The sequence below is a fragment of the Mycolicibacterium sp. XJ870 genome (assembly GCF_053483975.1).
Genome location: NZ_JBEFTI010000001.1, coordinates 919728 through 944372, shown reverse-complemented (window position 1 = coordinate 944372; position 24645 = coordinate 919728). Strand labels below are relative to the sequence as shown.

General features: G+C 67.5%; 23 protein-coding genes. 9 read left to right on the top strand and 14 right to left on the bottom strand.

Features of this window, described 5'->3' with window-relative positions; all coding sequences use genetic code 11:
• On the bottom strand, nucleotides 1–756 hold the full coding sequence (locus ABQF30_RS04810; protein WP_448461522.1) for an SDR family oxidoreductase: 756 nt from the start codon (nucleotides 754–756) through the stop codon (nucleotides 1–3).
• Nucleotides 757–827: 71 nt separating this feature from the next.
• Between ABQF30_RS04810 and ABQF30_RS04805 the strand changes: the two genes are divergently transcribed.
• The gene (locus ABQF30_RS04805; RefSeq protein WP_448461520.1) at nucleotides 828–1298 is read left to right on the top strand and encodes an RrF2 family transcriptional regulator; all 471 of its coding nucleotides are present in this window, start codon (nucleotides 828–830) and stop codon (nucleotides 1296–1298) included.
• A 1-nt stretch (nucleotide 1299) separates the two neighbouring features.
• On the opposite strand, the gene ABQF30_RS04800 is transcribed toward ABQF30_RS04805, so the two are convergent.
• From ABQF30_RS04800 to ABQF30_RS04785, 4 genes are read right to left on the bottom strand one after another with little or no spacing between them, the layout of a single operon-like run.
• On the bottom strand, nucleotides 1300–2454 hold the full coding sequence (locus ABQF30_RS04800) for an acyl-CoA dehydrogenase family protein (RefSeq protein ID WP_448461518.1): 1155 nt from the start codon (nucleotides 2452–2454) through the stop codon (nucleotides 1300–1302).
• A gap of 28 nt (nucleotides 2455–2482) precedes the next feature.
• Nucleotides 2483–3508, bottom strand: coding sequence for an acyl-CoA dehydrogenase family protein (locus ABQF30_RS04795; RefSeq protein ID WP_448463458.1), 1026 nt, complete (start codon nucleotides 3506–3508; stop codon nucleotides 2483–2485).
• The gene (locus ABQF30_RS04790; protein ID WP_448461516.1) at nucleotides 3505–4644 is read right to left on the bottom strand and encodes an acyl-CoA dehydrogenase family protein; all 1140 of its coding nucleotides are present in this window, start codon (nucleotides 4642–4644) and stop codon (nucleotides 3505–3507) included. Before ABQF30_RS04790 ends, ABQF30_RS04795 begins: the two co-directional genes overlap by 4 nt.
• An 11-nt stretch (nucleotides 4645–4655) precedes the next feature.
• Complete coding sequence (locus ABQF30_RS04785; protein WP_448461514.1) at nucleotides 4656–5234, bottom strand: CoA transferase; 579 nt, start codon at nucleotides 5232–5234, stop codon at nucleotides 4656–4658.
• Between the two features lie 121 nt (nucleotides 5235–5355).
• Between ABQF30_RS04785 and ABQF30_RS04780 the strand changes: the two genes are divergently transcribed.
• The gene (locus ABQF30_RS04780) at nucleotides 5356–6102 is read left to right on the top strand and encodes an IclR family transcriptional regulator (protein ID WP_448461513.1); all 747 of its coding nucleotides are present in this window, start codon (nucleotides 5356–5358) and stop codon (nucleotides 6100–6102) included.
• Between the two features lie 45 nt (nucleotides 6103–6147).
• A complete protein-coding gene (mrx1, locus tag ABQF30_RS04775) occupies nucleotides 6148–6396 on the top strand; it encodes a mycoredoxin Mrx1 (RefSeq protein ID WP_448461512.1) in 249 nt (82 codons plus the stop codon).
• A gap of 21 nt (nucleotides 6397–6417) precedes the next feature.
• On the opposite strand, the gene nudC is transcribed toward mrx1, so the two are convergent.
• Both nudC and ABQF30_RS04765 read right to left on the bottom strand, forming a co-directional pair.
• The gene (nudC, locus tag ABQF30_RS04770) at nucleotides 6418–7344 is read right to left on the bottom strand and encodes an NAD(+) diphosphatase (protein ID WP_448461510.1); all 927 of its coding nucleotides are present in this window, start codon (nucleotides 7342–7344) and stop codon (nucleotides 6418–6420) included.
• Nucleotides 7341–8420, bottom strand: a complete 1080-nt coding sequence (locus ABQF30_RS04765; protein ID WP_448461508.1) for a potassium channel family protein — start codon at nucleotides 8418–8420, stop codon at nucleotides 7341–7343. The genes nudC and ABQF30_RS04765 overlap by 4 nt, the downstream gene beginning before the upstream one ends.
• Before the next feature lie 69 nt (nucleotides 8421–8489).
• On the opposite strand from ABQF30_RS04765, the gene ABQF30_RS04760 reads away from it, so the two are divergent.
• Nucleotides 8490–8879, top strand: a complete 390-nt coding sequence (locus ABQF30_RS04760; RefSeq protein ID WP_448461506.1) for a DoxX family protein — start codon at nucleotides 8490–8492, stop codon at nucleotides 8877–8879.
• Here ABQF30_RS04760 and ABQF30_RS04755 read toward each other — a convergent pair.
• Both ABQF30_RS04755 and ABQF30_RS04750 read right to left on the bottom strand, forming a co-directional pair.
• Nucleotides 8864–12133, bottom strand: coding sequence for an ATP-dependent helicase (locus tag ABQF30_RS04755; RefSeq protein WP_448461504.1), 3270 nt, complete (start codon nucleotides 12131–12133; stop codon nucleotides 8864–8866). The two genes, ABQF30_RS04760 and ABQF30_RS04755, sit on opposite strands and share 16 nt — an antisense overlap.
• The gene (locus tag ABQF30_RS04750) at nucleotides 12130–15267 is read right to left on the bottom strand and encodes an ATP-dependent helicase (RefSeq protein ID WP_448461502.1); all 3138 of its coding nucleotides are present in this window, start codon (nucleotides 15265–15267) and stop codon (nucleotides 12130–12132) included. Before ABQF30_RS04750 ends, ABQF30_RS04755 begins: the two co-directional genes overlap by 4 nt.
• Nucleotides 15268–15419: 152 nt before the next feature.
• Here ABQF30_RS04750 and ABQF30_RS04745 point away from each other — a divergent pair, with 152 nt between their 5' ends.
• The gene (locus tag ABQF30_RS04745) at nucleotides 15420–16187 is read left to right on the top strand and encodes an alpha/beta hydrolase (protein WP_448461500.1); all 768 of its coding nucleotides are present in this window, start codon (nucleotides 15420–15422) and stop codon (nucleotides 16185–16187) included.
• Between the two features lie 2 nt (nucleotides 16188–16189).
• Nucleotides 16190–16510, top strand: a complete 321-nt coding sequence (locus ABQF30_RS04740; RefSeq protein ID WP_448461498.1) for an MGMT family protein — start codon at nucleotides 16190–16192, stop codon at nucleotides 16508–16510.
• Between the two features lie 318 nt (nucleotides 16511–16828).
• Here the strand turns inward: ABQF30_RS04740 and ABQF30_RS04735 are convergent, their stop codons facing one another.
• The 3 genes from ABQF30_RS04735 to ABQF30_RS04725 form a co-directional block, all read right to left on the bottom strand.
• Nucleotides 16829–17683, bottom strand: coding sequence for a TIGR02569 family protein (locus ABQF30_RS04735; RefSeq protein ID WP_448461496.1), 855 nt, complete (start codon nucleotides 17681–17683; stop codon nucleotides 16829–16831).
• A gap of 36 nt (nucleotides 17684–17719) precedes the next feature.
• The gene (gene moeZ, locus ABQF30_RS04730) at nucleotides 17720–18898 is read right to left on the bottom strand and encodes an adenylyltransferase/sulfurtransferase MoeZ (RefSeq protein ID WP_448463456.1); all 1179 of its coding nucleotides are present in this window, start codon (nucleotides 18896–18898) and stop codon (nucleotides 17720–17722) included.
• Between the two features lie 123 nt (nucleotides 18899–19021).
• A complete protein-coding gene (locus tag ABQF30_RS04725; protein WP_448461494.1) occupies nucleotides 19022–20059 on the bottom strand; it encodes a DUF3152 domain-containing protein in 1038 nt (345 codons plus the stop codon).
• 167 nt (nucleotides 20060–20226) lie between these two features.
• On the opposite strand from ABQF30_RS04725, the gene ABQF30_RS04720 reads away from it, so the two are divergent.
• Nucleotides 20227–20886: an HTH-type transcriptional activator FasR gene (locus tag ABQF30_RS04720; protein WP_448461492.1), complete on the top strand. Its 660-nt coding sequence runs from the start codon at nucleotides 20227–20229 to the stop codon at nucleotides 20884–20886.
• Here ABQF30_RS04720 and ABQF30_RS04715 read toward each other — a convergent pair.
• The gene (locus tag ABQF30_RS04715; protein ID WP_448461490.1) at nucleotides 20883–21131 is read right to left on the bottom strand and encodes a DUF3107 domain-containing protein; all 249 of its coding nucleotides are present in this window, start codon (nucleotides 21129–21131) and stop codon (nucleotides 20883–20885) included. The two genes, ABQF30_RS04720 and ABQF30_RS04715, sit on opposite strands and share 4 nt — an antisense overlap.
• A gap of 237 nt (nucleotides 21132–21368) precedes the next feature.
• Here ABQF30_RS04715 and ABQF30_RS04710 point away from each other — a divergent pair, with 237 nt between their 5' ends.
• Nucleotides 21369–22136, top strand: a complete 768-nt coding sequence (locus tag ABQF30_RS04710; protein WP_448461488.1) for an MmpS family transport accessory protein — start codon at nucleotides 21369–21371, stop codon at nucleotides 22134–22136.
• A gap of 9 nt (nucleotides 22137–22145) precedes the next feature.
• Here the strand turns inward: ABQF30_RS04710 and ABQF30_RS04705 are convergent, their stop codons facing one another.
• A complete protein-coding gene (locus ABQF30_RS04705; protein ID WP_448461486.1) occupies nucleotides 22146–22844 on the bottom strand; it encodes a ferritin-like fold-containing protein in 699 nt (232 codons plus the stop codon).
• A 281-nt stretch (nucleotides 22845–23125) separates the two neighbouring features.
• On the opposite strand from ABQF30_RS04705, the gene ABQF30_RS04700 reads away from it, so the two are divergent.
• Nucleotides 23126–24640, top strand: a complete 1515-nt coding sequence (locus ABQF30_RS04700; RefSeq protein ID WP_448461484.1) for a DEAD/DEAH box helicase — start codon at nucleotides 23126–23128, stop codon at nucleotides 24638–24640.
• The last annotated feature ends 5 nt before the right edge of the window (nucleotides 24641–24645 follow it).

Below are 24645 nucleotides of genomic sequence, written 5' to 3'. Positions count from 1 at the left end.
CTACCGCTGTCGGTCGAGCCACTCCTCGAACGTCGTCGGCGCGATGCGTGCGCCGTCTCCGGGCAACAGTGCATTGCCGGCCATCTCCACGCCGAACACCGCCGACCATGTCGGCACCAATGTCACGTCACGTCCGCGCACTGCAAGCGTCCGGCGCGCCATGTCCACCAGGTCCTGGGTCTGCGGACCCGCGACATCGGCGTACCGGCCCTGCGGCGCACCGACGGCGACCTCGGCGAGAATGCCGGCGACGTCGTCGGGATCGATCGGCTGGACGAGAAGTGGGGCGACGGGCGCAGTCAGACCTGCAGGGCCGTCCTGTTCTGTCCAGCCGACCACCATCTCCGCGAAATCGTGGAACTGCGTGGCGGGCACGATCGTCCACGGCACGCCTCCTGCCTCGATCAGGCGCTCCTGCTCGCGCTTTCCGGCGTAGTGCGGGTTGCCCTCGACGCCGTGGATTCCGACGATCGAGAGCAGTACGTGGTGGCCGACGCCGGCGCGCTGCTCGGCGGCGAGCAGGTTACGGGTGCCCGTGCCGAGGTAATCCACCGTCGCGTTCCGGTCGGCGGGTGGGGCGCTGGTCACGTCGACGACCGCCTGCACCTCGGCCAGCGCAGCATCGAGCCCTTCCCCGGTGGCCAGGTTCACGCCGCGTGAGCGGCTGATGGGCACGACCTCGTGTCCGGACTGCTCCAAAGCGGCCACCTGCCGCGCCCCGATATTCCCGGTGGCGCCCGCAACTGCGATTCGCATGATGTCTCCGTTCCGTTGTCTGTGTATCTCGGACTATATAGGTCCGTAATATCTGTAATACAATCGAGGCTGTGAAACTTCCCGTTGCCACCGAATGGGCGCTGCACTGCGCGACGTCGCTGGCCCAACTGGAACCCGGTGCCACGGCGTCGGCGGCAGATCTCGCCGAGTACTTCGACCTTCCGGCGGCCTATCTCGCCAAGCAGTTGCAGGCGCTGACCCGGGCGGGGGTGCTGGCCGCGACTACCGGCCCGCGTGGCGGTTTCCGGCTCGGCCGGGCACCCGCCGAGATCACGCTGTTGCAGATCGTCGAAGCCGTCGACGGAGCTTCCCCGCCGTACGAATGCCGCGAGATCCGGCAGCAGGGCCGTGGCGCGCTACCGGCGAGCTGGTGCAGACACGAGTGCATCCTCGCGGTGAAGATGGCCGACGCCCACGAGGCGTGGCGGGCCAGCCTGGAGAGCGTCACCCTCGCCGACATCCTCGCTGATCTGCCCGCCAAGGCTCCGGCGCGCACTCAGTCACTACTGGGCAGGCGTTAGGTCAGATGTCCAGCCCGCCGCGCGCCACGAGTTGTTTGGCGATGACGTTGCGCTGGATCTCGTTGGTGCCCTCCCCCACGATCATCAGCGGGGCGTCACGGAAATAGCGCTCGACGTCGTACTCGGTGGAGTAGCCATAGCCCCCGTGCACCCGCACCGCGTCCAGGGCGATCTGCATCGCGGTCTCGGAGGCGAACAGCTTGGCCATGCCGGCCTCCATGTCGCAGCGCTCCCCCGCGTCGAACTTCTCGGCCGCGCTGAGCAGCAGTGAGCGAGCCGCATACAACTTGGTTCCCATGTCCGCCAACATGTTTCCCACCGACTGGTGCTGCCAGATGGGCTTGCCGAAGCTCTCTCGGTCCTGCGCATACCGCAGGGCGTCCTCGAACGCCGCGCGTGCCACCCCGGTAGCCCGGGCGGCCACCTGCAACCGGCCCACCTCAAGGCCTTTCATCATCTGCGCGAAGCCGCGACCCTCCTCTGTGCCCAACAACGCATCCGAGGGCACACGGCAGTCGACGAAATTGAGCTCGCAGCTCTCCACACCCTTGTAGCCCAGCTTGGGCAGATCCTTGGAGACCTCGAAACCTGGCACCTTCTCGACCAGCAGGATCGACACCCCCTTGTATGGAGGCTCGGCGGCTGCATCCGTCTTGCACAGCAGCGCAACGACATCCGAGCGCCGGGCATTGGAGATCCACGTCTTGCTGCCGTTGATCACGTACTCATCACCGGCATTGTGGGCGACCGTGCGCATGGCCTGCAGATCCGATCCACCGCCGGGTTCGGTGAGGGCCATCGTCGCCCGCAATTCACCGGTAGCCATGCGCGGCAGGTACTTCTGCTTCTGCTCGTCGGTCCCGAACAGAAGGAGCAGCTTGGACACCACGGTGTGCCCGCCCATTGCGCCGGCCAGGCTCATCCAGCCGCGGGCCAGTTCCTCGGCGACCTGCACATAGCACGGCATCGACACGGCCCCGAACCCATAGGGCTCGGGGATGGCCAGCCCGAAGATACCGATCTCCTTCATGGTGTCGATCAGCTCTTCGGGATAGGTGTTGGCGTGCTCGAGGTCCCGAACGACCGGCTTGACCTGCTTATCCACGAAGTCGCGGACGGTTTGGACGATGGTCTCTTCTTCGGCCGTCAACTTCATGGCGTCCTCCTCGCTGTCACCCTCGAAACTAGTCGGTGGTCGCGGTGACCAAGGACCACAACCCGTCGGCACCCGCAGCGGTGGCGTACCCGGTGAGCTTGTCGTCCCAGTGCTGGACCGATCCGTACTCCGAACGCCAGGACAGTGCCGGCTTGGTGTACTCGTGCAGGCGGTGTTCGCGGGTGGTGCCGATGGCACCGTGCACCTGGTGGGCGTTACGCACCACGACCGACGCAGCATGCCCTACGCACGACCGGGCCGCGGCCACAAGGAAATCCACTGGTTCCGAAGCCCAGTCGCTGCGCAGCGCCTCGGCCAATGCGCCGTCGGTGGCGGCACGCGCCAGCGCCGACTCGGCGGCAATGTCGGCGACCAGGTTCTGCACGGCCTGGAACTTGCCCAACGGCCTGCCGAACTGGGTGCGCTCGGTCGTGTGCGCCACCGACATGGCGAGTATCCGGTCGAGCACGGCGCACACCTGGATTGCCCGCACCAGTGCCGCACGCAATTGCCACTGCCCGATCACCGCGTCGGGCACCGGGGATCCGTCCAGCATGGAGACATCGACAGAAACCCTGCTGCGAGGTTCGCCCGCACCATTGCTGCCCGCGGTGACCGACAGCGTCGCGGTCTCGACATCAGCTACCCGGTAGGTGGTGTCGTCGCGCCAGATGACCACGACACGTTGCGATGTTGTCGCCCAAGGCACTCCGCGGGCCACCCCGTCGCTGCCGATCAGGCAGGCGGTCCGCCGTGCCTCGTCCACGGGCAGACCGGCGACCTCCAGCAGCCAGCAGGCCAACAGATCGTGTTCGGCCAGCGGCACGCTCACACCGTGCCAGGCCGCCGCTCGAATCAGTTCAGCGGCCTCGGCCCAACCCGCGCCGCTGCCGCCGGACTCCTCGGATCCGGTGAGTCGCACCAGGCCGAGTTCGCCCAGCTGGGACCATAATTCGTCCAGTCCTTCACCCGGCTCGTGGTGTTCGCGGTGCGCGGCGAACACCGCAGACATCATGTTGGCCAGTTCAGCGTCGACGGTCCGAATAGCCATCAGCGCAACCCCAATCCCCGCGCAACCACACCACGCAGAACCTCGTTGGTGCCGCCGCGCAGCGTGAACCCGGGGCGTTGCACGACGGCATCGGCGAGCATCGCCCTGTACTCCTCGTCGTCGTCCACCTCGCCGAGAAGGTCAGCGAAATCAGCGATGTCGCCCTCGGTGGAGGTACCGAGCACTTTGACGACAGCGGCCGCGGTGTCGGCTGGTTCGTGCCGCTGAAGTGCACCGGCGACCGCGGCCGACATGAGGTGCAGGCCGGTGATGCGGGCGACATAGCGGCCGAGGTCGGTGTGTCGCGGCAGCGCGCAGGCCCGCATGTGTTCGGCGACGTCGGCCAATAGCGGGAAGGTGGACAAAAAGCGTTCGGGGCCACTGCGTTCGAAGCTCAGCTCCGAGGTCACCTGCTGCCAGCCACCGCCGATGGTGCCGAACACCATGTCGTCGGGCACCATCACCTCGTCGAGGATGACCTCGTTGAAGTGATGTTTGCCGTTCATCGAGATGATGGGCCTGATGTCGACGCCCTCGGCGCGCAGGTCCACGATGAACTGGCTCAACCCCTCGTGCCGATGGGCCGGATCGACAGGCGCAGTGCGGGCCAGACAGATGAAGGCGTGCGCAAGGTGGGCACCCGAGGTCCATACCTTGGTGCCGGTCACCTTCCAGCCGCCGTCGACCCGTTCCGCTCGAGTACGCACGCTGGCCAGGTCCGAGCCGGAGTCCGGCTCACTCATTCCGATTCCGAAGTAACACTCGCCGTTGGCGATGGCGGGCAGGAACTTTCGCTTCTGCACCTCGGTGCCGTACTTCAGCAGCGACGGCACGATCTGCCGATCGGCGATCCAGTGCGCCCCCACAGGTGCGCCTGCTGCGAGCAGTTCTTCGGTGACCACGAAGCGTTCCTGATGGCTGCGGCCGTGTCCCCCGTACTCCACCGGCACGGTCATGCCCAGCCAGCCGCGGGCGGCAAGGGCGCGACTGAAATCCTCGTCCCAGCCGGTCAGCCAGCTGTCGGCGGAACGCCCGATCCTGCCCGCCTGTTGCTGTTCGGCAACGAATTGCCGTACTTCCAAACGTAATGCGTCCATATCATGCGGATCTCCGGCTACCGCCGGCACCAGCCTCGTCATATCCACTCCGTTCACCGAGTCGCCATCGACGTAGCTCTCGTGACACCGGATTCAGCCAACACGGCGATGTCGTCGTCCGGATAACCCAGGCCGGCAAGCACTTCAGCGGTGTCCTGCCCCAACAGCGGGGCATGACGATGCAGGGACACCGGGGGGCGCGACATCGTGAACGGCGTCCGGGTGGCGTAATACTCCCCCTCAGTGGGGTGGGTCCGCTTGGCTAGCAGTTCCTGGCCTGCCACGTAGTCGTTGTTGAGCCCGTCGGCGAGATCCAGCAGGTCGGATGCCGGAATACTGTGCGACTCACATAGTTTCAGCCATTCCGCGGTGGTGCGCTGCGGCGGCGCCTCGCGAACCGCTGTCAGAAGCTCGCCCATGTGCCGATGCCGGTAGTCGACGGTGGCGTAGCGCGGATTGTCGACCAGTTCGGGGCGGCCGGCCGCCGCGAAGAAGTCCCGCCAGTTCTGCGCGGAGTACGGCATGATGCAGATCCAGCCGTCGGCCAGCGTCGCGGTCGCGAAGGGACCCATGATCACCGTCGCCAGATCGATCACACCCAGACCGGCAAGAGCACCCGGTGTGATGTGCATCGACGCCTCCTCTGAATGTGTCGCGCGGGCAGCGGATCGACTATGGCAGCTGTTGCCAGTTTACGCAATAACGGATAGTTTTACGTATATCTGTATACGACCGAGCTGCGAGAGGTCCGCCGTGACACCGCCGTCAAACGCCAAACCGCGCGCCCGGCACCGCACCGTCGACCGCATCGCGCAGATCCTGGAGTTCATCGCCCGCTCGCATGACGGCACAACCCTCAGCGAGATCGCCAAAGAGCTTGATGCGCCGGTCAGTTCGGTACAGGGCCTGGTGAACGGCCTGGTCGCCACGGGTTATCTCGATGAGCACAACCGCCGCTACGTGCTGGGTAGCGCGCCGTACCTGCTCAACCGCCTGGCGGGCCGTCAGCCGGCCTCCACCGTCACCCATGCTGATCTCCAGGCCATCCACGAACAGTCGGGGCTGACGACCGTTCTGTCGATTGCCGTGGGGCCCAACATCTTCTACGTGGACTACTGCTCGGCGGATCCCCGGTTCGCATACCTGGCAGAGAACTACGTGCAGCGCTCACTGATCCGCACCTCGGCAGGCTGGGTGCTGTTGGCCGGCATGGACCAACGCGACCAGTGGGCCTACCTGCGCGGTGTCGAGGACGACGAACGCCCGTTGATCGACCGATTCTTCGCCGACCTGCCCCACATCCAACAGAGCGGAATCTGCGCCGCCCCCAACGCCTCCGAACGCGGGGACGGCATTTCCATCGCCGTGCGCGAAAAGGACAAGACGGTGGCCGCCGTCGGCATCATCTCCACGCACGAGGAGATTTCCGCACGTCGCGACGAACTGGCCGCGATCCTGCAGGACGGCGAACGCCTTTGGTCGGCACGCGAGACGGGTTGACCGCGGTACCGGCATATCCGAACGCTGAGCTACGTTGTGGAGACTATGAGTGCTACATCGACCGCGCTGACCATGTACACCACGACATGGTGCGGCTACTGTGCCCGGCTCAAGACCGCGCTGAAGGCCGAAGGCATCGCGTGGACCGAGGTCGACATCGAGGCCGATCCGGCAGCCGCCGAGTTCGTCGGTTCGGTGAACGGTGGCAACCACGTCGTGCCGACGGTCAAGTTCGCCGACGGGTCGACGCTGACCAACCCGAGCATCAAGCAGGTCAAGGCGAAACTGGCCTAGTTCTCCCGGCGAGCAGACAAATCAGTCGAGCGCGACCCAGGATTCGATGATCTCGCGGGCAATGGAGATCGACCCCGGCAGTAATAACCGCGAGGGCGACTCGCTACTCCAATCGCCATGCCGGAGTGCTTCGCGGATCTCGGCCCGGGTGAACCATTCCGCCTCGGCGATCTCACCGTCGTTGAACGAGAACGGCTGCTCCGGGTCCGCGATGGCGTGGAAACCGACCATGAGCGACCGCGGGAAAGGCCAGGGCTGACTGCCCAGGTACTGCACGTCGCTGACGGTCAGGCCGATCTCCTCGGCGATCTCGCGCACAACACAGGATTCGAAGGACTCGCCGGCTTCGACGAACCCGGCCAGGATCGAGAACAACCGCTCGGGCCATACCGTCTGGCGGGCCAGCACGGCACGGTCGTGTCCGTCGTGCACCAGGCAGATCACTGCGGGGTCGATGCGGGGAAACTCCTCATGACCGTTGGCGGCGTTGACCCGCGACCAGCCACCCCTGATCGGCTTCGTCGCCGCCCCGTCGACCGCGCTGAACCGGGCGTTGTCGTGCCAATTCAGCAGCGCGGTGGCCGTGGCCACCAGTTGAGCACTCGTGTCGTCGAGAACCTGGCCGGCCCGGCGCAGATCCAGCACCTCGATTTCGGTACGGGGATCCTCGGGACCTTCCAGCGCGGCGCGAACGCCCCAGACATGCGTGCCGTCCTGCAGCCTCCCCAAGAACACGGCGTGCTCCGGCGGCTTGTCGCCCAGGCTTGCGGCCTTCCCGAGCACCACCCGGCCCCCGGAGATCAGCACCTGGTTGCGCTGGTCCATCCGCAGGAGCAGGGCATCCGGCCAGCCGGCCAATGCGGCGTCGACGTCGGTGCGCAGGTTATCGGCGCGGTCAGCGCCGATCCGGGACAGCAGCGGGACGTTGCGTAACCGGAAGCCGGTCATCGCTCGGCATCCGCGCTGCGGATGTACAGCAGCCGGTCACCGGACTCCAGGGCATCGACCTCCGGTGCATCCACCCTGCACAGCCTGCCGCTGCGCACCACGCCCAGCACGATGTCGTGCAGGTGCCGCGGCGAGCCCCCCTCCTCCTTCGGGGTTACCTCGCGCTCGGCGATGGCGAACCCAGCGTCGGGCGTCAGCAGGTCTTCCATCATCTCCACCACACTGGGCGTCTGGGTGGCGATGCCGAGCAGCCGACCCGCGGTCTCCGACGACACCACAGTCGAATCCGCCCCTGATTGCCTCAGCAAGTGCTGGTTCTCGGCTTCCCGCGCGGCGGCGATGATCTTGGCCTTGGGCGCCAACTCCCGCGCGGTCAAGGTAACCAGGACCGCGCTGGCGTCGTCATCGGTCGCGACGATGATCGCCTTCGCATGCTGGGCGCTGGCCAGGCGCAGAATGTCGGATTTGGTGGCGTCACCATGCACGGTGACCAACCCGGCACCCTTGGCACGTTCCAGCGCGGTCGCGTTCTCGTCGACGACGACGATGTCGGCCGGGGCGACCTCGTCACCGACCATGGCCGCGACCGCGGTGCGGCCCTTGGTGCCGTATCCGATGACGACGGTGTGGTTACGCACTCTGCTCCTCCATCGCTGGATCTTCAGCGCCTGCCGCGACTGAGTGGTCAGTGTTTCCACCGTGGTACCGATGAGGACGATCAGGAAAGCCACCCGCAACGGCGTGATCACCAGGACATTGACGAGCCGCGCACCCGGGGTGAATGGGGTGATATCGCCGTAGCCGGTCGTCGACAGGGACACCGTCGCGTAGTACAGGCAGTCGAGGAACGACAACGGGTTGTCCTGCGCGTCCCGGTAGCCGTCACGGTCGAAGTACACGATGAAGACGGCCGCGAACAGCGCCGTCAGCGCATAGATGACACGCCGGAAGATGCGTTGCCCCGGGCTGACGAACGGCTCCGGAATGCGCAGCACGTCGACAAGCGCAGCGTCCGGCCGAGAGGTCAGATTCGGGTCAATCGCGGCGAGTCGGCGCCGCAGCCTGCCTTTAGCCACGTGAACTATTCACCCAGGACCCGGGTGGCGCCGGGACCGATCCGAGCAGACGCACGCCACAATGTAACCATGACCGCATCCTCGTCTCAGCGGATCTCCGCTGCACCCACCGCCCAGCGCCTCGCGGCCCTGCTCCTGGGCATGGGGGTGTTGCACTTCGTTGCGCCGAAGCCGTTCGACTCGATCATTCCGGCCGAACTGCCGGGCAGCCCGCGGTTCTACACGTATGCCTCGGGTGTCGGCGAGCTCGCCACCGGTGCGCTGCTCGCCGCCCCGCGCACCCGCCGCGCCGGTGCGCTCGCCGCGGTGGCGCTGTTCATCGCAGTGTTCCCGGGCAACGTCAACATGGTGCGGCTGTGGTGGGACAAGCCGTGGCCGATGCGCATCGGTGCGATCGCCCGGCTACCCCTGCAGATCCCGATGATCACCACCGCGCTGAGGGTCTACCGCAACTCCTGAGCCGGCGTGACGAGCAGCGCTGCCAGCTCGTCAGCGCCGGGAAGGGTTTCCGGACTGACGGTTTGGCCCGAGCGCACATAGTGGAATGCGGCCCGCACCGATTCCGGTGGGCAACCCCGCAGTGCCGCCCAGGCCAGCCGGTACACCGCGAGCTGAATTGCGGCCTGCTCCTTGGCCTCCGGGGTCGCCGGGGGTTCGCCGGTCTTCCAGTCGACCACGGTGGTGGTGCCGTCCGTGCCGGCGAAGACTGCATCGATGCGGCCGCGCACCACGGTTTGCCCGATGACCATGTCGAACGGCACCTCCACCTCGATCGGCGTGCGCGCCGCCCACGTCGACCTGACGAACGCATCCTGAAGTTCGGTCAGGTCTTCCGCACTTGCCCGACCACTGTCACTGTCCACCGCGCCCGGTAGGTCGTCGAGATCGAACAACCGCTCGGCGTGGAAGAACCGCTGAACCCACTCGTGGAATGCGGTGCCCAGCAGGGCGTGCGGGTCGGGACGTTGCGGCACCCGCAGGCGCATGCGGTCATACGCGGCCTGCGGGTCACGGCTCAGCTCCACCAGAGTGCTGACTGACAGTTGTCCCGGCAGTTCAACCGCAACCGGCTGCGAAGGGCGGTCACGTTCGGCCAACAGCGCGTCGACGTCGTCGGACCAGCCTTCCCGGTCGGCTGCCGCGGGGAGCTCACCGGAGATCGCCCGCGTCACCAGATCCGCACCGCGGTGAACATCGCTGCCGCTCGCGGTCACCGCCGGCCACTGTGCTTCTACGGCGTTGTCCCGCAACGGGTTAACCTCGCCCGGCGCAGGGTCTGGCGCCCACTGCTCGATCTCGCCGCAGGGTATGCCGTCGGCCGCCGCCTCCTTGATGATGGCCTTGAGCTCGCACAGAAACTCCGACGGTCCCCGCGGTTTGCTCCCGGTGGCACCCCAATGGTGACCGGACAGCAGCAGGGTGTCCTCGGCCCGCGTGATCGCCACGTACAGCAGCCGGCGCTCCTCGTCGACCCGACGCTGGTCGAGGCTGCGCTTATGGTCGGAAATCTTGTCCGACAAGATCTTCCGATCGTTGACATCCGACGTGTCGAGCACCGGAACGCCGATTTCGGAGACGGTGGCGCGGTCTCCGCGCAGCAGCGGTGGCAGATCGCCGGCATCGGTGAGCCACGTCCGGGCGGACGCCGTCGAGGGGAACACCCGTGCGCTCAGGTGCGGCACCGCCACCACTTGCCACTCCAGCCCCTTGGCGGCGTGCACGGTCAGGATCTGCACCCGGCCCGGGGAAACCGTCAATTCGGCAGGTGCCAGCCCATTCTCGACCTCCATCGCGGCATCGAGGTAGGCCAGCAGCGCCGGAACCGTTGCCCCCGGTCGGTTCGAGAAATCGGCCACCAGATCGCAGAACCGGTCCAGATGCTCAGTGCCGGCCCAGCCCGCCGCCACCGGTCGTGCTGCCCGCGCCTCGGCATCCAGCCCGAGTACCCGCCGGACTTCGGCGACCAACTCGGGCAGCGGATGGCTCAGGTGCGCGCGCAACATGGTCAGCTCGCGGCTCAGCGCCACGATCCGCTGATGCCCGATAGGCGAATACCGTTCGGCCGCACCAGGATCGCAGATGGCGTCGGCCAGGCACGCGGAATCTGCATCCGGCGCTGCCTGCGCGACGATGTCGGCGGTGCTCAATTCGCCCGCAGGCCGATCGTCGAGTTCCACCGCGCGACGCCACAAGGCTGCGATGTCTCGGGCGCCGAACCGCCAGCGCGGCCCGGTGAGAATGCGCATGACTGCCGACCCAGCGGTGGGATCTGCCACGAGCCGCAGCATCGCGACCAGGTCGGCCACCTCGGTCACCGCCAACAGCCCGGCCACGCCGACCACCTCGACCGGCACCCCCCGGGCAGTGAGGGCATCGGCTATCGGCCCGGCGTCGGCGTTGCGGCGCACCAGCACGGCCGCGGTGGGGACGGCGATGCCACCCTCGATCGCAGCGTGGTATCTCTGCGCCAAATGATCTGCCACCCAATCCCGTTCGGCGGCCACGTCGGACAGCAGTGCGCACCGGATGGTGCCCGGATCGGCATCGGGCCGGGGGCGAAGGGCCCGCACCGCCACCGAGCGTCGGCGCGCCTCGGCCGACACGGCGTTGGCGACATGCAGGGTGCTCGGCGGATTTCGCCAACTCGTCCGCAACTCCAGCGACGGCGCTGCGGTGCCGTCGGAGTACGGGAAATCGGTGGTGAACCGCGGCAGGTTGGTCGCCGACGCACCGCGCCAGCCGTAGATCGATTGAATCGGATCGCCCACCGCGGTCAGCGCCAAACCGTCATCCGCGCCACCACCGAACAAGGCGGACAGCGCCACTCGTTGGGCATGGCCGGTGTCCTGGTACTCGTCGAGCAACACCACCCGGTACCGCTGCCGCAGCTGCTCACCGACCTGGGGGAAGCGCGATGCCAGCTGGGCCGCGGCCGCCATCTGCATCCCGAAGTCCATCACCTTGTCGGTGCGCATGCGCTGATGCAGTGCATCGATCAGCGGGACCAGTTCGGTGCGTTCGGTCTGCGTAGCCAGCATCCGTAGCAGCCACTGGCTGGGCCCGCGGTCGCGTTGGTACGGCCCGGCGGGCAGGGTGTGCACAAGCCGTTCCAGTTCGACGTGGGTGTCACGGAGCTGATCGGTGTCGACCAGATGCTCCGCCAGCGCGCCGGACAGCCGCAGCACCATGGCGGTGACGGCTGCCGGTGTCTTGTCGGTGTCGAGTTGGCCCGGATGCGCACACACCACGTCGAATGCCAACTGCCACAGTTCGGTTTCGCTGAGCAGACGGGTGTCCGGCTCGACCGGCAGCAGCAGTCCGTACTCACGCAGCAGGGTGCCGGCGAAGGCATGATAGGTACTCACTGTTGCCGACTCAGCCACATCGTCGGCGCCGCCGGATGACGGCTCCAGGCCCGCACCGGCCAGCCTGGCCAGCCTGGTGCGAACCCGGCGCAGCAGTTGCCCGGCCGCTTTACGGGTGAATGTCAGACCGAGCACCTGCGACGGTGTGGCATAACCGTTGGCCACCAACCAGACCACCCGGGCGGCCATCGTCTCGGTTTTGCCCGCACCGGCGCCGGCGATCACCACCAGCGGTCCGGGCGGTGCCGCGATCACCGCCGCCTGCTCGTCGGTGGGCGGGAACAGGCCCAGCGCCGCGGACAATTCGGCCGGGCTGTACTTCGCCGTTGCGGAGGCAACCATCGTCATGATCGATCCCCACCGGACTGGGCCGGGCAGCTGGACCGCACCGGGCAGTTCGAGCAGTTGTCGTTCACCCGGGCGAGGAACTGCGGACCAGCGGTGGCTGCCGCCGCGCGACCGACCGTGTCACGCCAGTCGGCGCCGGCCGCGGGGGTGAGCGGGTCCTGCTCACGTTCGGTCGCGCCACCTGCGCCCGCTTTGCCCAGGTACACCAAGCGTCCGCCGCCCGGCTCGTCCCCGTCCGGTATCAGGCCGGCGGCGACGGCGAGCTGGTACATGGCCAGCTGCGCATGGTTCTGCGCATCGTCCTTGGTCACCGGGCTCTTGCCAGTCTTGAGGTCGACCACCACCAGCCGCCCGGCCTGATCGCGTTCCAACCGGTCCAGCCGGCCCCGCACCCGCACCCCCGGCGTGCCCTCTGCCGGCTCCACGACAACACCCTCGACGTCGACCTCGGTGCCGACCTCGGTGAGCTCGTGCCGGGTGTCCGCACGCCATCGGCTGAACGTCTCAAGCATGGCGCGGTGACGCACCAGCTCGTTGTCCGAATACCACTGTGCGTTGAAAGGCAGCTGCTCCCATACCTTTTCCAGGTCGTTGAGCAGCTGGCTCTCGGTCTTGCCTGCATCGGCCACCAGCGCATGCAGCAGCGACCCCACTGTGGACCGCACGTCACGCCCGTCGCTGCCGCCGTGGCGTTCCAGCAGCCAGCGCAGCGGGCAGTCGGTGAGCATCTGCACCGTCGACGGCGACAACGTCACGGTCTGATCGGCATCCGACCACAGCGGCTCGTCGGTGGACAACGGCGTCATGGCGTGCCAGTGCGTCGGATCCGCACCGGGTATCCCGGCCTCCGCCAGCCGGGCCAGTTGTGTTGCGGCACAGGCACGAGACTCCTCGTCGACCGCACCTTCGGGTGCGCACACCACTGCCCGCAACCTGCCGACCATAGCTGACGGCGCCAAGACCCGCGGCGCGATCAGCGGCGGCTGCACGACCGGTTCGGTGGCCAGCGACGCCAACTCGGCGAAGAACGGCGAGGGCAGCAGCGACTCGTCACCTGCTTCGCTGTCAACCGCGGTGACCAGCAGCCGGGTCCTGGCCCGGCCCATCGCGGCCATCAACAGCCGCCGCTCCTCGGCGAGCAACGGCGCTCTCGTCGACACGGACCGGTCGGCTACGGCCGCAACACCGTCGAGCACGTCCACCAGGTGTTGGGTGTCCAGCACGCCGCCGCGTGGAATCACGTTGGGCCACAATCCTTCCTGCATGCCGGCGATCACCACGAAGTCCCATTCGCCGCCGAGCGCGGCATGTGCGCTGAGCACCGCGACTGCGTCCTGCGACTTCTCGTCGGTCTGCGACGCCGGTGCGCCCAGCCGCGTCACATGGTCGACGAGTCCGCGCAACGAGGCACCCGCCGTGCGGTTCACGTACTGGTCGGCGATATCGAACAGCGCGGTCACCGCATCCAGGTCGCGCTCTGCCTGCGCGCCGGCACTCCCCCCGCGCTCGCTTGCCGCCAGCCATCGGCGCTGCAGCCCACTGGCGTGCCAGGCCTGCCAGAGCGTGTAGCGCGGATCGGCCCCTTCGGCCTGACTGCGGGCCGCCGCAGCCAGCACCGCCCGCAGCCGCCGCAACGGCCGTAACTGCTCGGCGGACAAGCCCTTCGGGTCGGCGTGGATCGCGGCGGTCAGCAGATCCCCGAAATCGCGCGGTGGCTGGGAGCCGTCTGCGCGCCGCAGCGCCCGCCGCAGCTGACGCAGCGTCACCGGGTCGACCCGGCCCATGGGCCCGGTGAGCAACCGCAACGCACTGTCGGCGTCCAAGCCGCCGGCGGCAGTCGCCGTCAGCACCGTCAGTAGCGCGTCAACCGCGGGCTGCTGCGCCGCCGGGGTTCCGGTTCCCCGCTCCCGCACAGGAACTCCCGCCGCGGTCAGGGCCCGGGCCAGTGCCGCGCCTGCGCGCGGCACCGACCGCACGATGACGGCCATCTGCGACCATGGCAGTCCGTCCATCAGATGTGCGCGGCGCAACGCATCGGCGATCAACGCACCCTCGGCGTGCGGCGACGCCGCCAGCTGCACCATAACCTTGCCGTCGGTCTCCGGCTTGCCAGCCAGCTGCCGAGTGGCGCTGACCCCCGGCAGGCGTTGCGCAACCCCCGAGATGGCCGATGCCACAGCCGGTGCGCAACGGTGCGATTCGGTGAGGGTGATGGCGGGAGGGGTGCCAGAATTGCCCCAGCCGCGCAACAGCGCGGGATCGGCACCGCGGTAGCCGAATACGGACTGGTCGGGATCCCCCGCGATGACGGTGAGCCCGGCGCCGGCGGCCAGCACCCGCACCAGCAGGGCGGCCTGCGGGTCGAGGTGCTGCGCGTCGTCGACCAACAGCAACTTGATCCGCGCGCGTTCGGAGGCCAGCAAGTCGGCGTCGGTGCCGAATGCCTCCAGAGCCGCACCGACCAACTCGGCGGCGCCCAGCGCGGGGACGGTCGCCTGCGGGGCGGCCATCCCGACCGCCGACCGCAGCAACATGATCTGCTCGTAGGTCTGCGCGAACCGCCCGGCGGCCAGCCACTCCGGACGCCCCGAGGAACGGCCCAGCCGTTGCAGCGCAAGCGGATCCACCCCGCGCTCGGTGCAGCGCGCCATCAGGTCGCGCAGCTCGGTGGCGAACCCCGCGGTGCTCAGCGCAGGCCACAGCTGCTCCGGCCAGCCCACCGGCGAATCCGGACCGTCCTGAAGATCACCGGCCAGCAGCTCGCGGATGATGCCGTCCTGCTCGGCACTGGTGATCAGTCGCGGCGGCGGATCCCCGTTGCGCTGGGCGGCCAGCCGCAGTACCGCGAACGCGTACGAGTGCACGGTGCGCACCAGCGGCTCCCGCACGACACCTTGGTCCCCGGCACTCAACAGCCGTGCCGTGACCGCGGCCCTGGCGGCTGCCCGCAGCCGGGCCGAACCGGTCAACAGCAGAACCGACTCCGGGTCGGTGCCCGCGACGATGTGCTCGACGGCAGTGTTCACCAGCAGGGAGCTCTTACCCGTGCCCGGGCCGCCCAGCACGCGCATGATCCCGCGCGCGTCGGACGGGATCGGCACGGTCGGTGATGCTGTCGTGTGCGGTGCGGACATGACATGCATGACACCAGAGGGGTCCGACAAGTAGCGGAGCGGATTGGAGCGAGTGGCCCGACAAGTAGCGGAGCGGATTGGAGCGAGGGCCCGACAAGTAGCGGAGCGACGGGGCTGCGTCACCGTCATCCGGCCGCCCTTACGATCGACTCGTGACGGACTTGCATGTGCACCGCTACGGCCCGGATGGACCGGCTCAGCTGCTACTGATCCACGGGCTCACCGGTCACGGTCAGCGCTGGCAGACGCTGGCCAACCGGCACCTGCCCGAGTTCTCGATCGCGGCGCCGGATCTCATCGGGCACGGCCGCTCGCCGTGGGCGGCGCCGTGGACGCTGGATGCCAATGTGGCGGCGCTGGCCGCGCTGCTCGACGGCCCTACGCTCGTGGTCGGCCATTCGTTCGGCGGCGCGGTCGCACTGAATCTGGCTGCCGCGCATCCGGATCTGGTGGCCGGGCTGGTCCTGCTGGATCCGGCGGTGGCACTCGACGGCGGCTGGATGCGGGATATTGCCGACGACATGCTGGCCGACCCTGACTACCCCGACCGCGACGAGGCACGCTTGGAGAAGGTCAACGGCTCGTGGGGCGAGGTGGAGCCTGCCGAGCTGGACCGCGAACTCGACGAACATCTGGTCCAGCTGCCCGGCGGTCGCTGCGGATGGCGCATCAGCATTCCGGCGATGATGTCGTACTGGAGTGAGCTCACCAGGCCGGTTACCTTGCCGCGCATGGGAACCCCGACCACGCTGGTGCGTGCGACCCGGACCAGCCCACCGTATGCGCACGACACGTTGATCGAGGGGCTCGCCGAGCACCTTGGTCCGGATTTCACGCTGCTGGACTGGGATTGCGACCACATGGTGCCAGGGGCAAAGCCCGCCGACACGGCCGCGCTGATTCGGGAACGGCTGGGGTAGCCATGCCGGCGGTGACCGAGGAACAGGTGGAGATGGTGCGGGAACTGGTTGCTGCGATCCCTGCCGGAAAGGTGGCGACGTATGGTGACATTGCCGACGCCGCAGCACTTTCCAGCCCGCGCATCGTCGGCTGGATCATGCGGACCGACTCCTCCGATCTGCCGTGGCATCGAGTGATCACCGCGTCGGGTCGACCCGCGGCCCATCTGGCAACGCGCCAACTGGAACGGTTGCGTGCCGAAGGGGTTCTCGCCGTCGACGGTAGGGTGCGGCTTTCTGAGTACCGCCATGAGTTCGCCCACGGCCGATCCGGGCAGCGCTGAGACGGTGGCGGCGCTGCTCGCTCTCGGCTCGGCACTGTGCTACGGCATCGCCGTCCATAATTGATGACGCTCGCAAAAAGCAGGTGCACACTTAGCGGCTCGGTACCCAACCGCCGTGGTAATCGGTGGCCACGGCTGGTCCGGCTTGTCCGGCAGCGCCTGTTCGGGGCGAACGCGCGTTCCCGGGGACCTCCGCGTCTCTCACCCGCGAGTGTGCGGATTCATCCGGGCGCATCGGCGAGTCGCGTATAAACCCGCACGCTCGGCACAATTTTCATCCTCCACATGGCGCAGCCCTCCCGATCGCTGCTCGGCGAATCAGAGCACCAAGCGCACCAGCGAGGCGGTGCGCGCCAGACCGGGGAAGGCCGCGGCGGTGGACCGCGGGTGCAGGGCATGGACGGCGAGCCGGAACATCAACGCGCGCAACAACATCTGTGGCCACTCCGGCAATGCTTCCCAACGTTCGACGAGCCCGTCGTCAGCGTCGCCCCAGGACAGTGCGTCGATCACCACGACCCCGGCGGCCCACGGCGCCGGACGCCAGTACGGGGTGATGTCGGTGATGCCCGGAGCCGCGGCACCGGCGAAAAGCACTGTGCCGTACAGGTCGCCGTGCACCAGCTGGCTGGCGCTCTTGGTAGGCCGGCGCAGTCCGGCCAGCTGCTTGATCAGCTCGACCGAGCGCTGGGTGTCGGTCGAACCCGGCGACACCCTGGCCCCGGGTGGCAGGGAATGCAGTGGCCGTTCCTCCCACGCGGCGCGGTCGGCGGCGATGAACACGTCGACATCGGCCCACGGGGCGACCGGAGGCTGAGTCAGAAACCGCGGCCGCTCCAGTTTGGCCGTGGCCTCGTGCAACCGAACTGCGGCCGATACCACCTCGTCGTGGCGAGGTTCCGGTGTTCCGGCGACGTACGTGTCGGCCCGCCAGCCGGCGACCACGTAGCGTCCGTCGGTCGAACGTACCGGCCGGGCCAGTCGCACCCCGTCGACGAACAACGTCTCGCGAACCTTGGCCGACCACGCCGCGCGGGCGTGGTCGGCGACCATCGACAGCACGACTTCCCCGCAGCGCCAGCCACCCTCCCAGCTCGAGCCGAGCGGTACCGGGCGCACCCCGGCCAGGCCGAACGCCGCCAGCACATGTTCCGGCGGGCGTTCCACACTCACAAGCTCAGCCTAAGGTGTGCGCCCGCAAACGGGCCGTCAGTACATGACCATGTCGGGCTCGAGCTGGCGAGCCCACGCCACAATGCCGCCCTGCAGATGCACCGCGTCGGAGAATCCGGCCTTCTTGACGATCGCGAGCACCTCGGCTGACCGCACCCCGGTCTTGCAGTACAGCACCGGCGTGCGATCCACCGCGAGCTTGGCCAACGCATCGCCCGATTCGAACGACGGTTTCGGGATGAGCTCGGCGCCGGTGATGTGATTGATATCCCACTCGACCGGCTCCCGGACGTCGATCAAGGCCAACGGCTTCCCGGAGTCCAGCAGGTCCTGCAGCTCGCGCGGCGTGATGGTGGAGTCTTGGGCGGCCTCGGTAGCTGCGTCTGAAATGACACCGCAGAAGGCGTCGTAGTCGATCAGCTCGGTGATCTTGGGGGTCGCCGGATCCTTGCGGATCCGGATGGTGCGATAGGTCATGTCCAGCGCGTCGTACACCATCAGCCGGCCCAGGAGCGGCTCGCCGATGCCGGTGATGAGCTTGATCGCCTCGGTACCCATGACCGACGCGATCGACGCGCACAGGATTCCCAGCACGCCACCCTCGGCGCACGACGGCACCATCCCCGGTGGCGGCGGCTCGGGATAGAGGTCGCGATAGTTCAAGCCCAGCCCGTCGGGCGCGTCCTCCCAGAACACCGAGACCTGGCCCTCGAACCGGTAGATCGACCCCCACACGTACGGCTTGTGCGCCAATACCGCGGCGTCGTTGACCAGGTAGCGAGTCGCGAAGTTGTCGGTGCCGTCGAGGATCAGGTCGTACTGGCTGAACAGTTCGACGGCGTTGTCGGGTTCGAGCCGGAACTCGTGCAGGTTGACCTGCACCAGCGGGTTGATCTCGGCGATCGACTCCTTGGCGCTGAGCGCCTTGGACTTCCCGATGTCGGACTGGCCGTGAATGATCTGACGCTGCAGGTTGGACTGGTCGACGACGTCGAACTCGACGATGCCGATGGTGCCCACCCCGGCCGCGGCCAGGTACAACAGCGTCGGTGAGCCGAGCCCGCCCGCGCCGATCACCAGCACCTTGGCGTTCTTGAGCCGTTTCTGCCCGATCACGCCGACGTCGGGAATGATCAGGTGCCGGCTGTAGCGTTCCACCTCTTCACGGGTGAGCTCGGCGGCCGGCTCCACCAGCGGCGGTAACGACACATCCAAATTCGCGGACACCGCATGTCTCCTCAGTTTTATGGCCAGTTCATGGTCCCGGTTGCTCGTATCCACAACGGTAAACCGGCCGGGATGCTTCCCGTGCCCCGGCAGTCGATCTTCGCGTACCGGCTAGGCGATGGGATAAGGCCAGGGATTGAACCGACAGGTCAAGCCGTCCGCTGTGACCGTCTCCGGGTCGAACTTGGCAGCATCGTCGTTGGCCGTGGAGAACGTCTGCTGCATCATGATCGGCGCCAACTCGCCATTGCGGGCGCACGCCTCGTGCCGCTGGTAACCGATGGCGTGGCCGACCTCGTGGTTGATGAGGTACTGCCGGTAGGAGCCGATATCGCCTTGGAAGGGCACCGCCCCGCGGACCCAGCGGGCCTCGTTGATGAACACCCGGGGCTGATTGCCGTCGAAGGACGGGTTGTAGCAGGACGCTTCCAGTTGGATGTCGTAGCCGCAGCCCTCGCGCACCGTCAACGGTGAGGTGAGCGACACCCGGAAGTCGGGCTCGATCCCGCTGCTCGCGTCGACCCGGGTGAATGCGAACAGGCCGTTGTGCGTCCAGCTCTTGGGGTTGGCCAGGGTTTCGCTGACCATGCTGGCGAAGCCCTCGTCACCGCCGAACGACGTCGTGTCCACACCGTCCTCCACCTCGACGGTGTAGGTGAACGACTTGGTGGTGCCCTCGCCCACGGTGGGCGTGGTACCGGGAACGATGTGCCAGGTCCGGGCACCGGCCTGGGTGAACGGACCGCCTGCGGGCAATATCCCGGTGGGCAGGTTGGCGTCGAATTGCGTCAGCCCTTTGGGCGGTGCGCCGATGATCGCGGTACTGGCGGCGTCGATGGTCGGCGGGCCCTGCACGGGGCCTTCGGCCTCCTGAGTGGTCTGCGGGGTGCTGGTGCCGGTGATGGTCTGGTACACGACGACGACGGTCAACACGATGAGGACCGGAAGGGCGTAGGCCCGCCAGCCGTAGGTGGAGACGAAACGTCCGATCCAGGTCTGCTTGCGCCACCGCTGCCGGTCATCCCGATTGGACCGGGCGCGGCCGGAATCCACCGCGAGCGGATCCCGTTGCGCGCGCAGCGGCTCCCGCCATTCGTTGCGCACTGCCGGGACACGGCCACCCCCGCTACGTCCCGGGTCGTAGGTCACCGATCCAGGATGGCACAGCCACGCGTGCATCGGTCGCCTGTGCGCCTGGTCCGTGACCGCGCCGGTGCCATTTCGCAACCCGCGGTGCAACGGTAGTAATGTCGTTGCGATGGGCGGCTTGGACGAACATGTTCAAGTGCGCCAGAGCAATACAGATTGAGGACTTGATGAGCGATCTCGCCAACACCGCCGAGAGGAGAGGTGCAAAGCCCCCGACCGGCGGTGGACGACGCGGAAACAGGCTGCCTCGCGACGAGCGACGTGGGCAGCTTCTGGTGGCCGCGAGCGAGGTTTTCGTGGACCGCGGCTACCACGCAGCCGGCATGGACGAGATCGCCGAACGCGCAGGCGTCAGCAAACCCGTTCTGTACCAACACTTTTCGTCGAAGCTCGAGTTGTACCTCGCAGTGCTGCAGCGCCATGTCGACAATCTGGTGTCCGGGGTACGCCAAGCCTTGCGCACCACCACCGACAACCGGCAACGGCTGCGCGCGGCGGTGGAGGCGTTCTTCGATTTCATCGAACACGACAGCCAGGGTTACCGGCTGATCTTCGAGAACGACTACGTGACCGAACCCCAGGTCGCTGCCCAGGTGAAGGTGGCCACCGAGTCGTGCACCGATGCGGTGTTCGATCTGATCAGTCGGGATTCCGGACTGGAAGCGCATCGCGCCCGGATGATCGCGGTCGGCCTGGTGGCCGTCAGCGTCGACTCGGCGCGGTATTGGCTGAACAACGAGCGGCCGATCGACAAGGATGCGGCCGTTGAGGGCACGGTGCAGTTCGCCTGGGGCGGACTGTCACACGTGCCACTCACGCGCTCCTAAACCGCTGAGGCGGATTCCGCACCAACCCCGAATCCGACTCGGCGGACATCGGCGGCGCCGATCTCGACATAGGCGATTCTGGTGGTCTGCACCAAGAACCGACGGCCCTTCTCATCGGTCAGCGCGAGCACACCTGACCCCGCGGCCATTGCGTCGGTGACCTGCTGCTCCACCTCGGTAGGCGTCTGCGCGCTGTTGAAGGTCAGCTCACGCGGGCTGTCCGTGACACCGATCTTGACCTCCACGCTGGTTCCCTTCTCTTCTCTACATGGACTTCGTGTCCACAGCAGGCTAGTGGACGGACGGGGCCAAGTGCCCCCAGCCTGCCGACACATCGAGTTCGCGGTGAGCGAAGCCCGAGATGTTGCGCGACCGAACCGAGGCCTGACCGTGACCGACACGCCCGCCCGGCAAACCTCAGCTGTCACTTTTGCCTCGATAGCATCAGAGCCGATATCGGACGAGACGACTGGGATAGCCGCATGACCAGGCCTTATTCACCATATGACACCACGCAGACCGAACGCTTCAGCGACCGCGCGCACGGGCCGGGAAGCTACCCCTCGCTGCCCGGCAGCGAGCATGACGCATACGCCGCTGATTACGAGAACTACGACGATTTCGTCGAAGACGACGGCATCGAGTTCTATGAGGAACCGATCGACCGGCGCTGGATCTGGGTCGCCGGGGTCGCCGGAGCGATCCTGCTGGTCGCGGTGATCTGCACCGTCGTCATCCTCGGCGGTGGCGACAGCGGTTCGGTATCGGCCACTGTCGCCTCCCCGCCGCAGACCAGCCAGCCGTCGACCACGGTGCCGCAGGACGCGACCTCGAAGCCGGTCAGACCGACAGGTCCGGCAAACCCTTCACTGTCGCCGGAGACGGTGACCACGGTGACCCCGGCGCCGACCGCACCCAGCGCAACCGCCGCACCCATCCCGGCCGCACCACCGGCCGAGGCCGCCCCGCCGCCGCCGAACCCGCGTGCCATCACCTACCAGGTGACCGGCAACCGCCAGCTCATCGACCTGGTGACGATCGTCTACACCGACGCGCAGGGCGCTCTGCAGACCGACATCAATGTCGCGCTGCCCTGGAGCAAGACCGTGGTGCTCAATCCGGGTGTCGAACTCAAATCGGTGACCGCGACCAGCGTCGCAGGTCAGCTGAACTGCGCGATCACCGACGCGTCGGGCGCCGTCGTCGTCCAGCAGGCCACCAACAGCATGATCACCACCTGCACGCAGTAGGCAGTGCGCTCAAGCGAGGCCGAGTTCCTGCATGCGGTTGTGGTGGGTGTTCTGCAGCCGGCCGAAGAACTCGGCAAGCTGTGTGAGCCCTTCACCGCTGGACATCACGAGGTCGACAAGCTCGTCGTGATCGGCGAGCACGTACTGGGCCTGGGTGACCGCCTCGCCGAGCAGCCGACGCGCCCATAGGGCCAGCCGGTGCCGCTGGCGCTCGCTGGCGGTCACCGCGGCCTGAACCTCGGCGACGACGAATTGTGAGTGACCCGTCTCGGCAAGCACCGCACGCACCACCGAAGCGATCTCGTCGGGCAGCGAGTCGGCGATCTCCAGATAGAAGTCCGCGGCGAGCGCGTCGCCGATGTAGGTCTTCACCAACGCCTCCAGCCAGGTGCTGGGCGTGGTCATGCGGTGATAGTTCTCCAGCGCGGAGGCGTAGCGCGTCATCGCCGGGACGACGTCAACTCCCCTGCGCTCCAACGCATCCCGCAACAATTCATAGTGGCCCATCTCGGCGGCGGCCATGCTCGCCATGTTGATCCGGCCGCGCAGGTTGGGCGCCATGCGCGCCTCCTCGGTGAGCCGGTAGAACGCCGCGACCTCCCCGTAGGCCAGCACCGCGAAGAGCTCGTTGACGCCGGGATGGTCCGCCGTCACGCCCGAGGCCACCGGTTCGACGATCTGTTCTGCGGCAGGCTGAGGCACGTTCATGGGCCCAACTTTAGACGTCGCGCGAGGTGCCTACCGGCCGGCAAATCGGTCTGAGGACCCCGACCAGCTACAATGGGATGTGGTAACGGCTTCGAGCCGATTCTCAACCGCCTGAACCGCTACCAGGAAATGTGCGTGCACGCAGTTGGCCCGCCAGCAGAGCTGGGCCCAGCGGATCGGCAGCGCCGCGACTTACGGGCGAACCCGGCCGTTTCATTGTCGAACTCGTGCGCGCGTGAATGCCCATGAGGTTTGACAGTGAAAGGTTACCTCCACCGCATATGACGCAACTCAATCCATCGTTTGCCAATCTTGGCGTTCGCGACGAAATAGTCCGCGCACTGGCCGAAGAAGGCATCGAACACCCCTTTGCCATTCAAGAATTGACCCTCCCGCTGGCGTTGGCAGGCGACGATCTGATCGGCCAGGCCCGTACCGGTATGGGCAAGACCTACGCCTTCGGCGTGCCGCTGCTGCACCGGATCTCCACCGACGAGAGCCGCCCCCTGACCGGAACGCCCCGCGCCCTGATCGTGGTGCCCACGCGCGAGCTGTGTCTGCAGGTTTACAACGACCTCGCCACCGCCGCCAAGTACCTCGAGGGACCCGACCGCAAATTCGTCGTGACATCGATCTACGGCGGCCGGCCCTACGAGCCCCAGATCGAGGCCCTGCGCAAGGGCGTCGAGGTGGTCGTCGGAACCCCGGGCCGCCTGCTCGACCTGGCCCAGCAGGGCCACCTCCAGCTCGGCGGGCTGTCCGTGCTCGTGCTCGACGAGGCTGACGAGATGCTCGACCTGGGCTTCCTGCCCGATATCGAGCGCATCCTGCGGCTGACCCCCGACGATCGGCAGGCGATGCTGTTCTCGGCCACCATGCCCGACCCGATCATCACGCTGGCCCGCACGTTCATGAACCAGCCGACGCACATCCGCGCGGAGTCCCCGCAGTCATCGCAGACCCATGACACCACCGAGCAGTTCGCCTACCGGGCGCACGCGCTGGACAAGGTCGAGACGGTCACCCGAATCCTGCAGGCCGAGGGCCGCGGCGCGACGATGATCTTCACCCGCACCAAGCGCACCGCCCAGAAGGTGTCCGACGAACTCGCCGAACGCGGTTTCAAGGTCGGCGCCGTGCACGGCGATCTCGGACAGGCCGCCCGGGAGAAGGCGCTGAAATCGTTCCGCACGAGCGAAATCGACGTCCTGGTGGCCACCGATGTCGCTGCCCGCGGCATCGACATCGACGACATCACCCACGTCATCAACTACCAGATCCCCGAGGACGAACAGGCCTACGTGCACCGCATCGGCCGCACCGGCCGCGCGGGCAAGACCGGCATCGCGATCACGCTCGTCGACTGGGACGAACTGGCACGTTGGGAAATGATCGACAAGACGCTGGGCCTCGGCTGCCCCGACCCCGCCGAAACCTACTCGAGCTCGCCGCACCTGTACGAAGAGCTGGGAATTCCCACCGATGCCACCGGCACGGTCGGAACACCGCGGCGGTCTACCGCCAAGCGCAGCGGCAGGTCTGCAGACACCACGGAGAAGCGTTCCTCCTCGACGGAATCGGCTGATTCGGGAGACCGTCCGGCCAGGACCAGGACGCGCACCCGTCGGCGCACCCGCGCGGGCGAGGCCGTCAGCGGCCATCCCGAAGGCGCCTCGACGTCCGGAGAGTCCGACGGCGCACCGGTGACCGAATCTGCGGACACCGAGGCATCGCACGCCGGGCGGCGCCGCCGCCGTCGCCGTCCCCGTAAGTCCGAAGCCGCAACCGCCGGCTAACCACT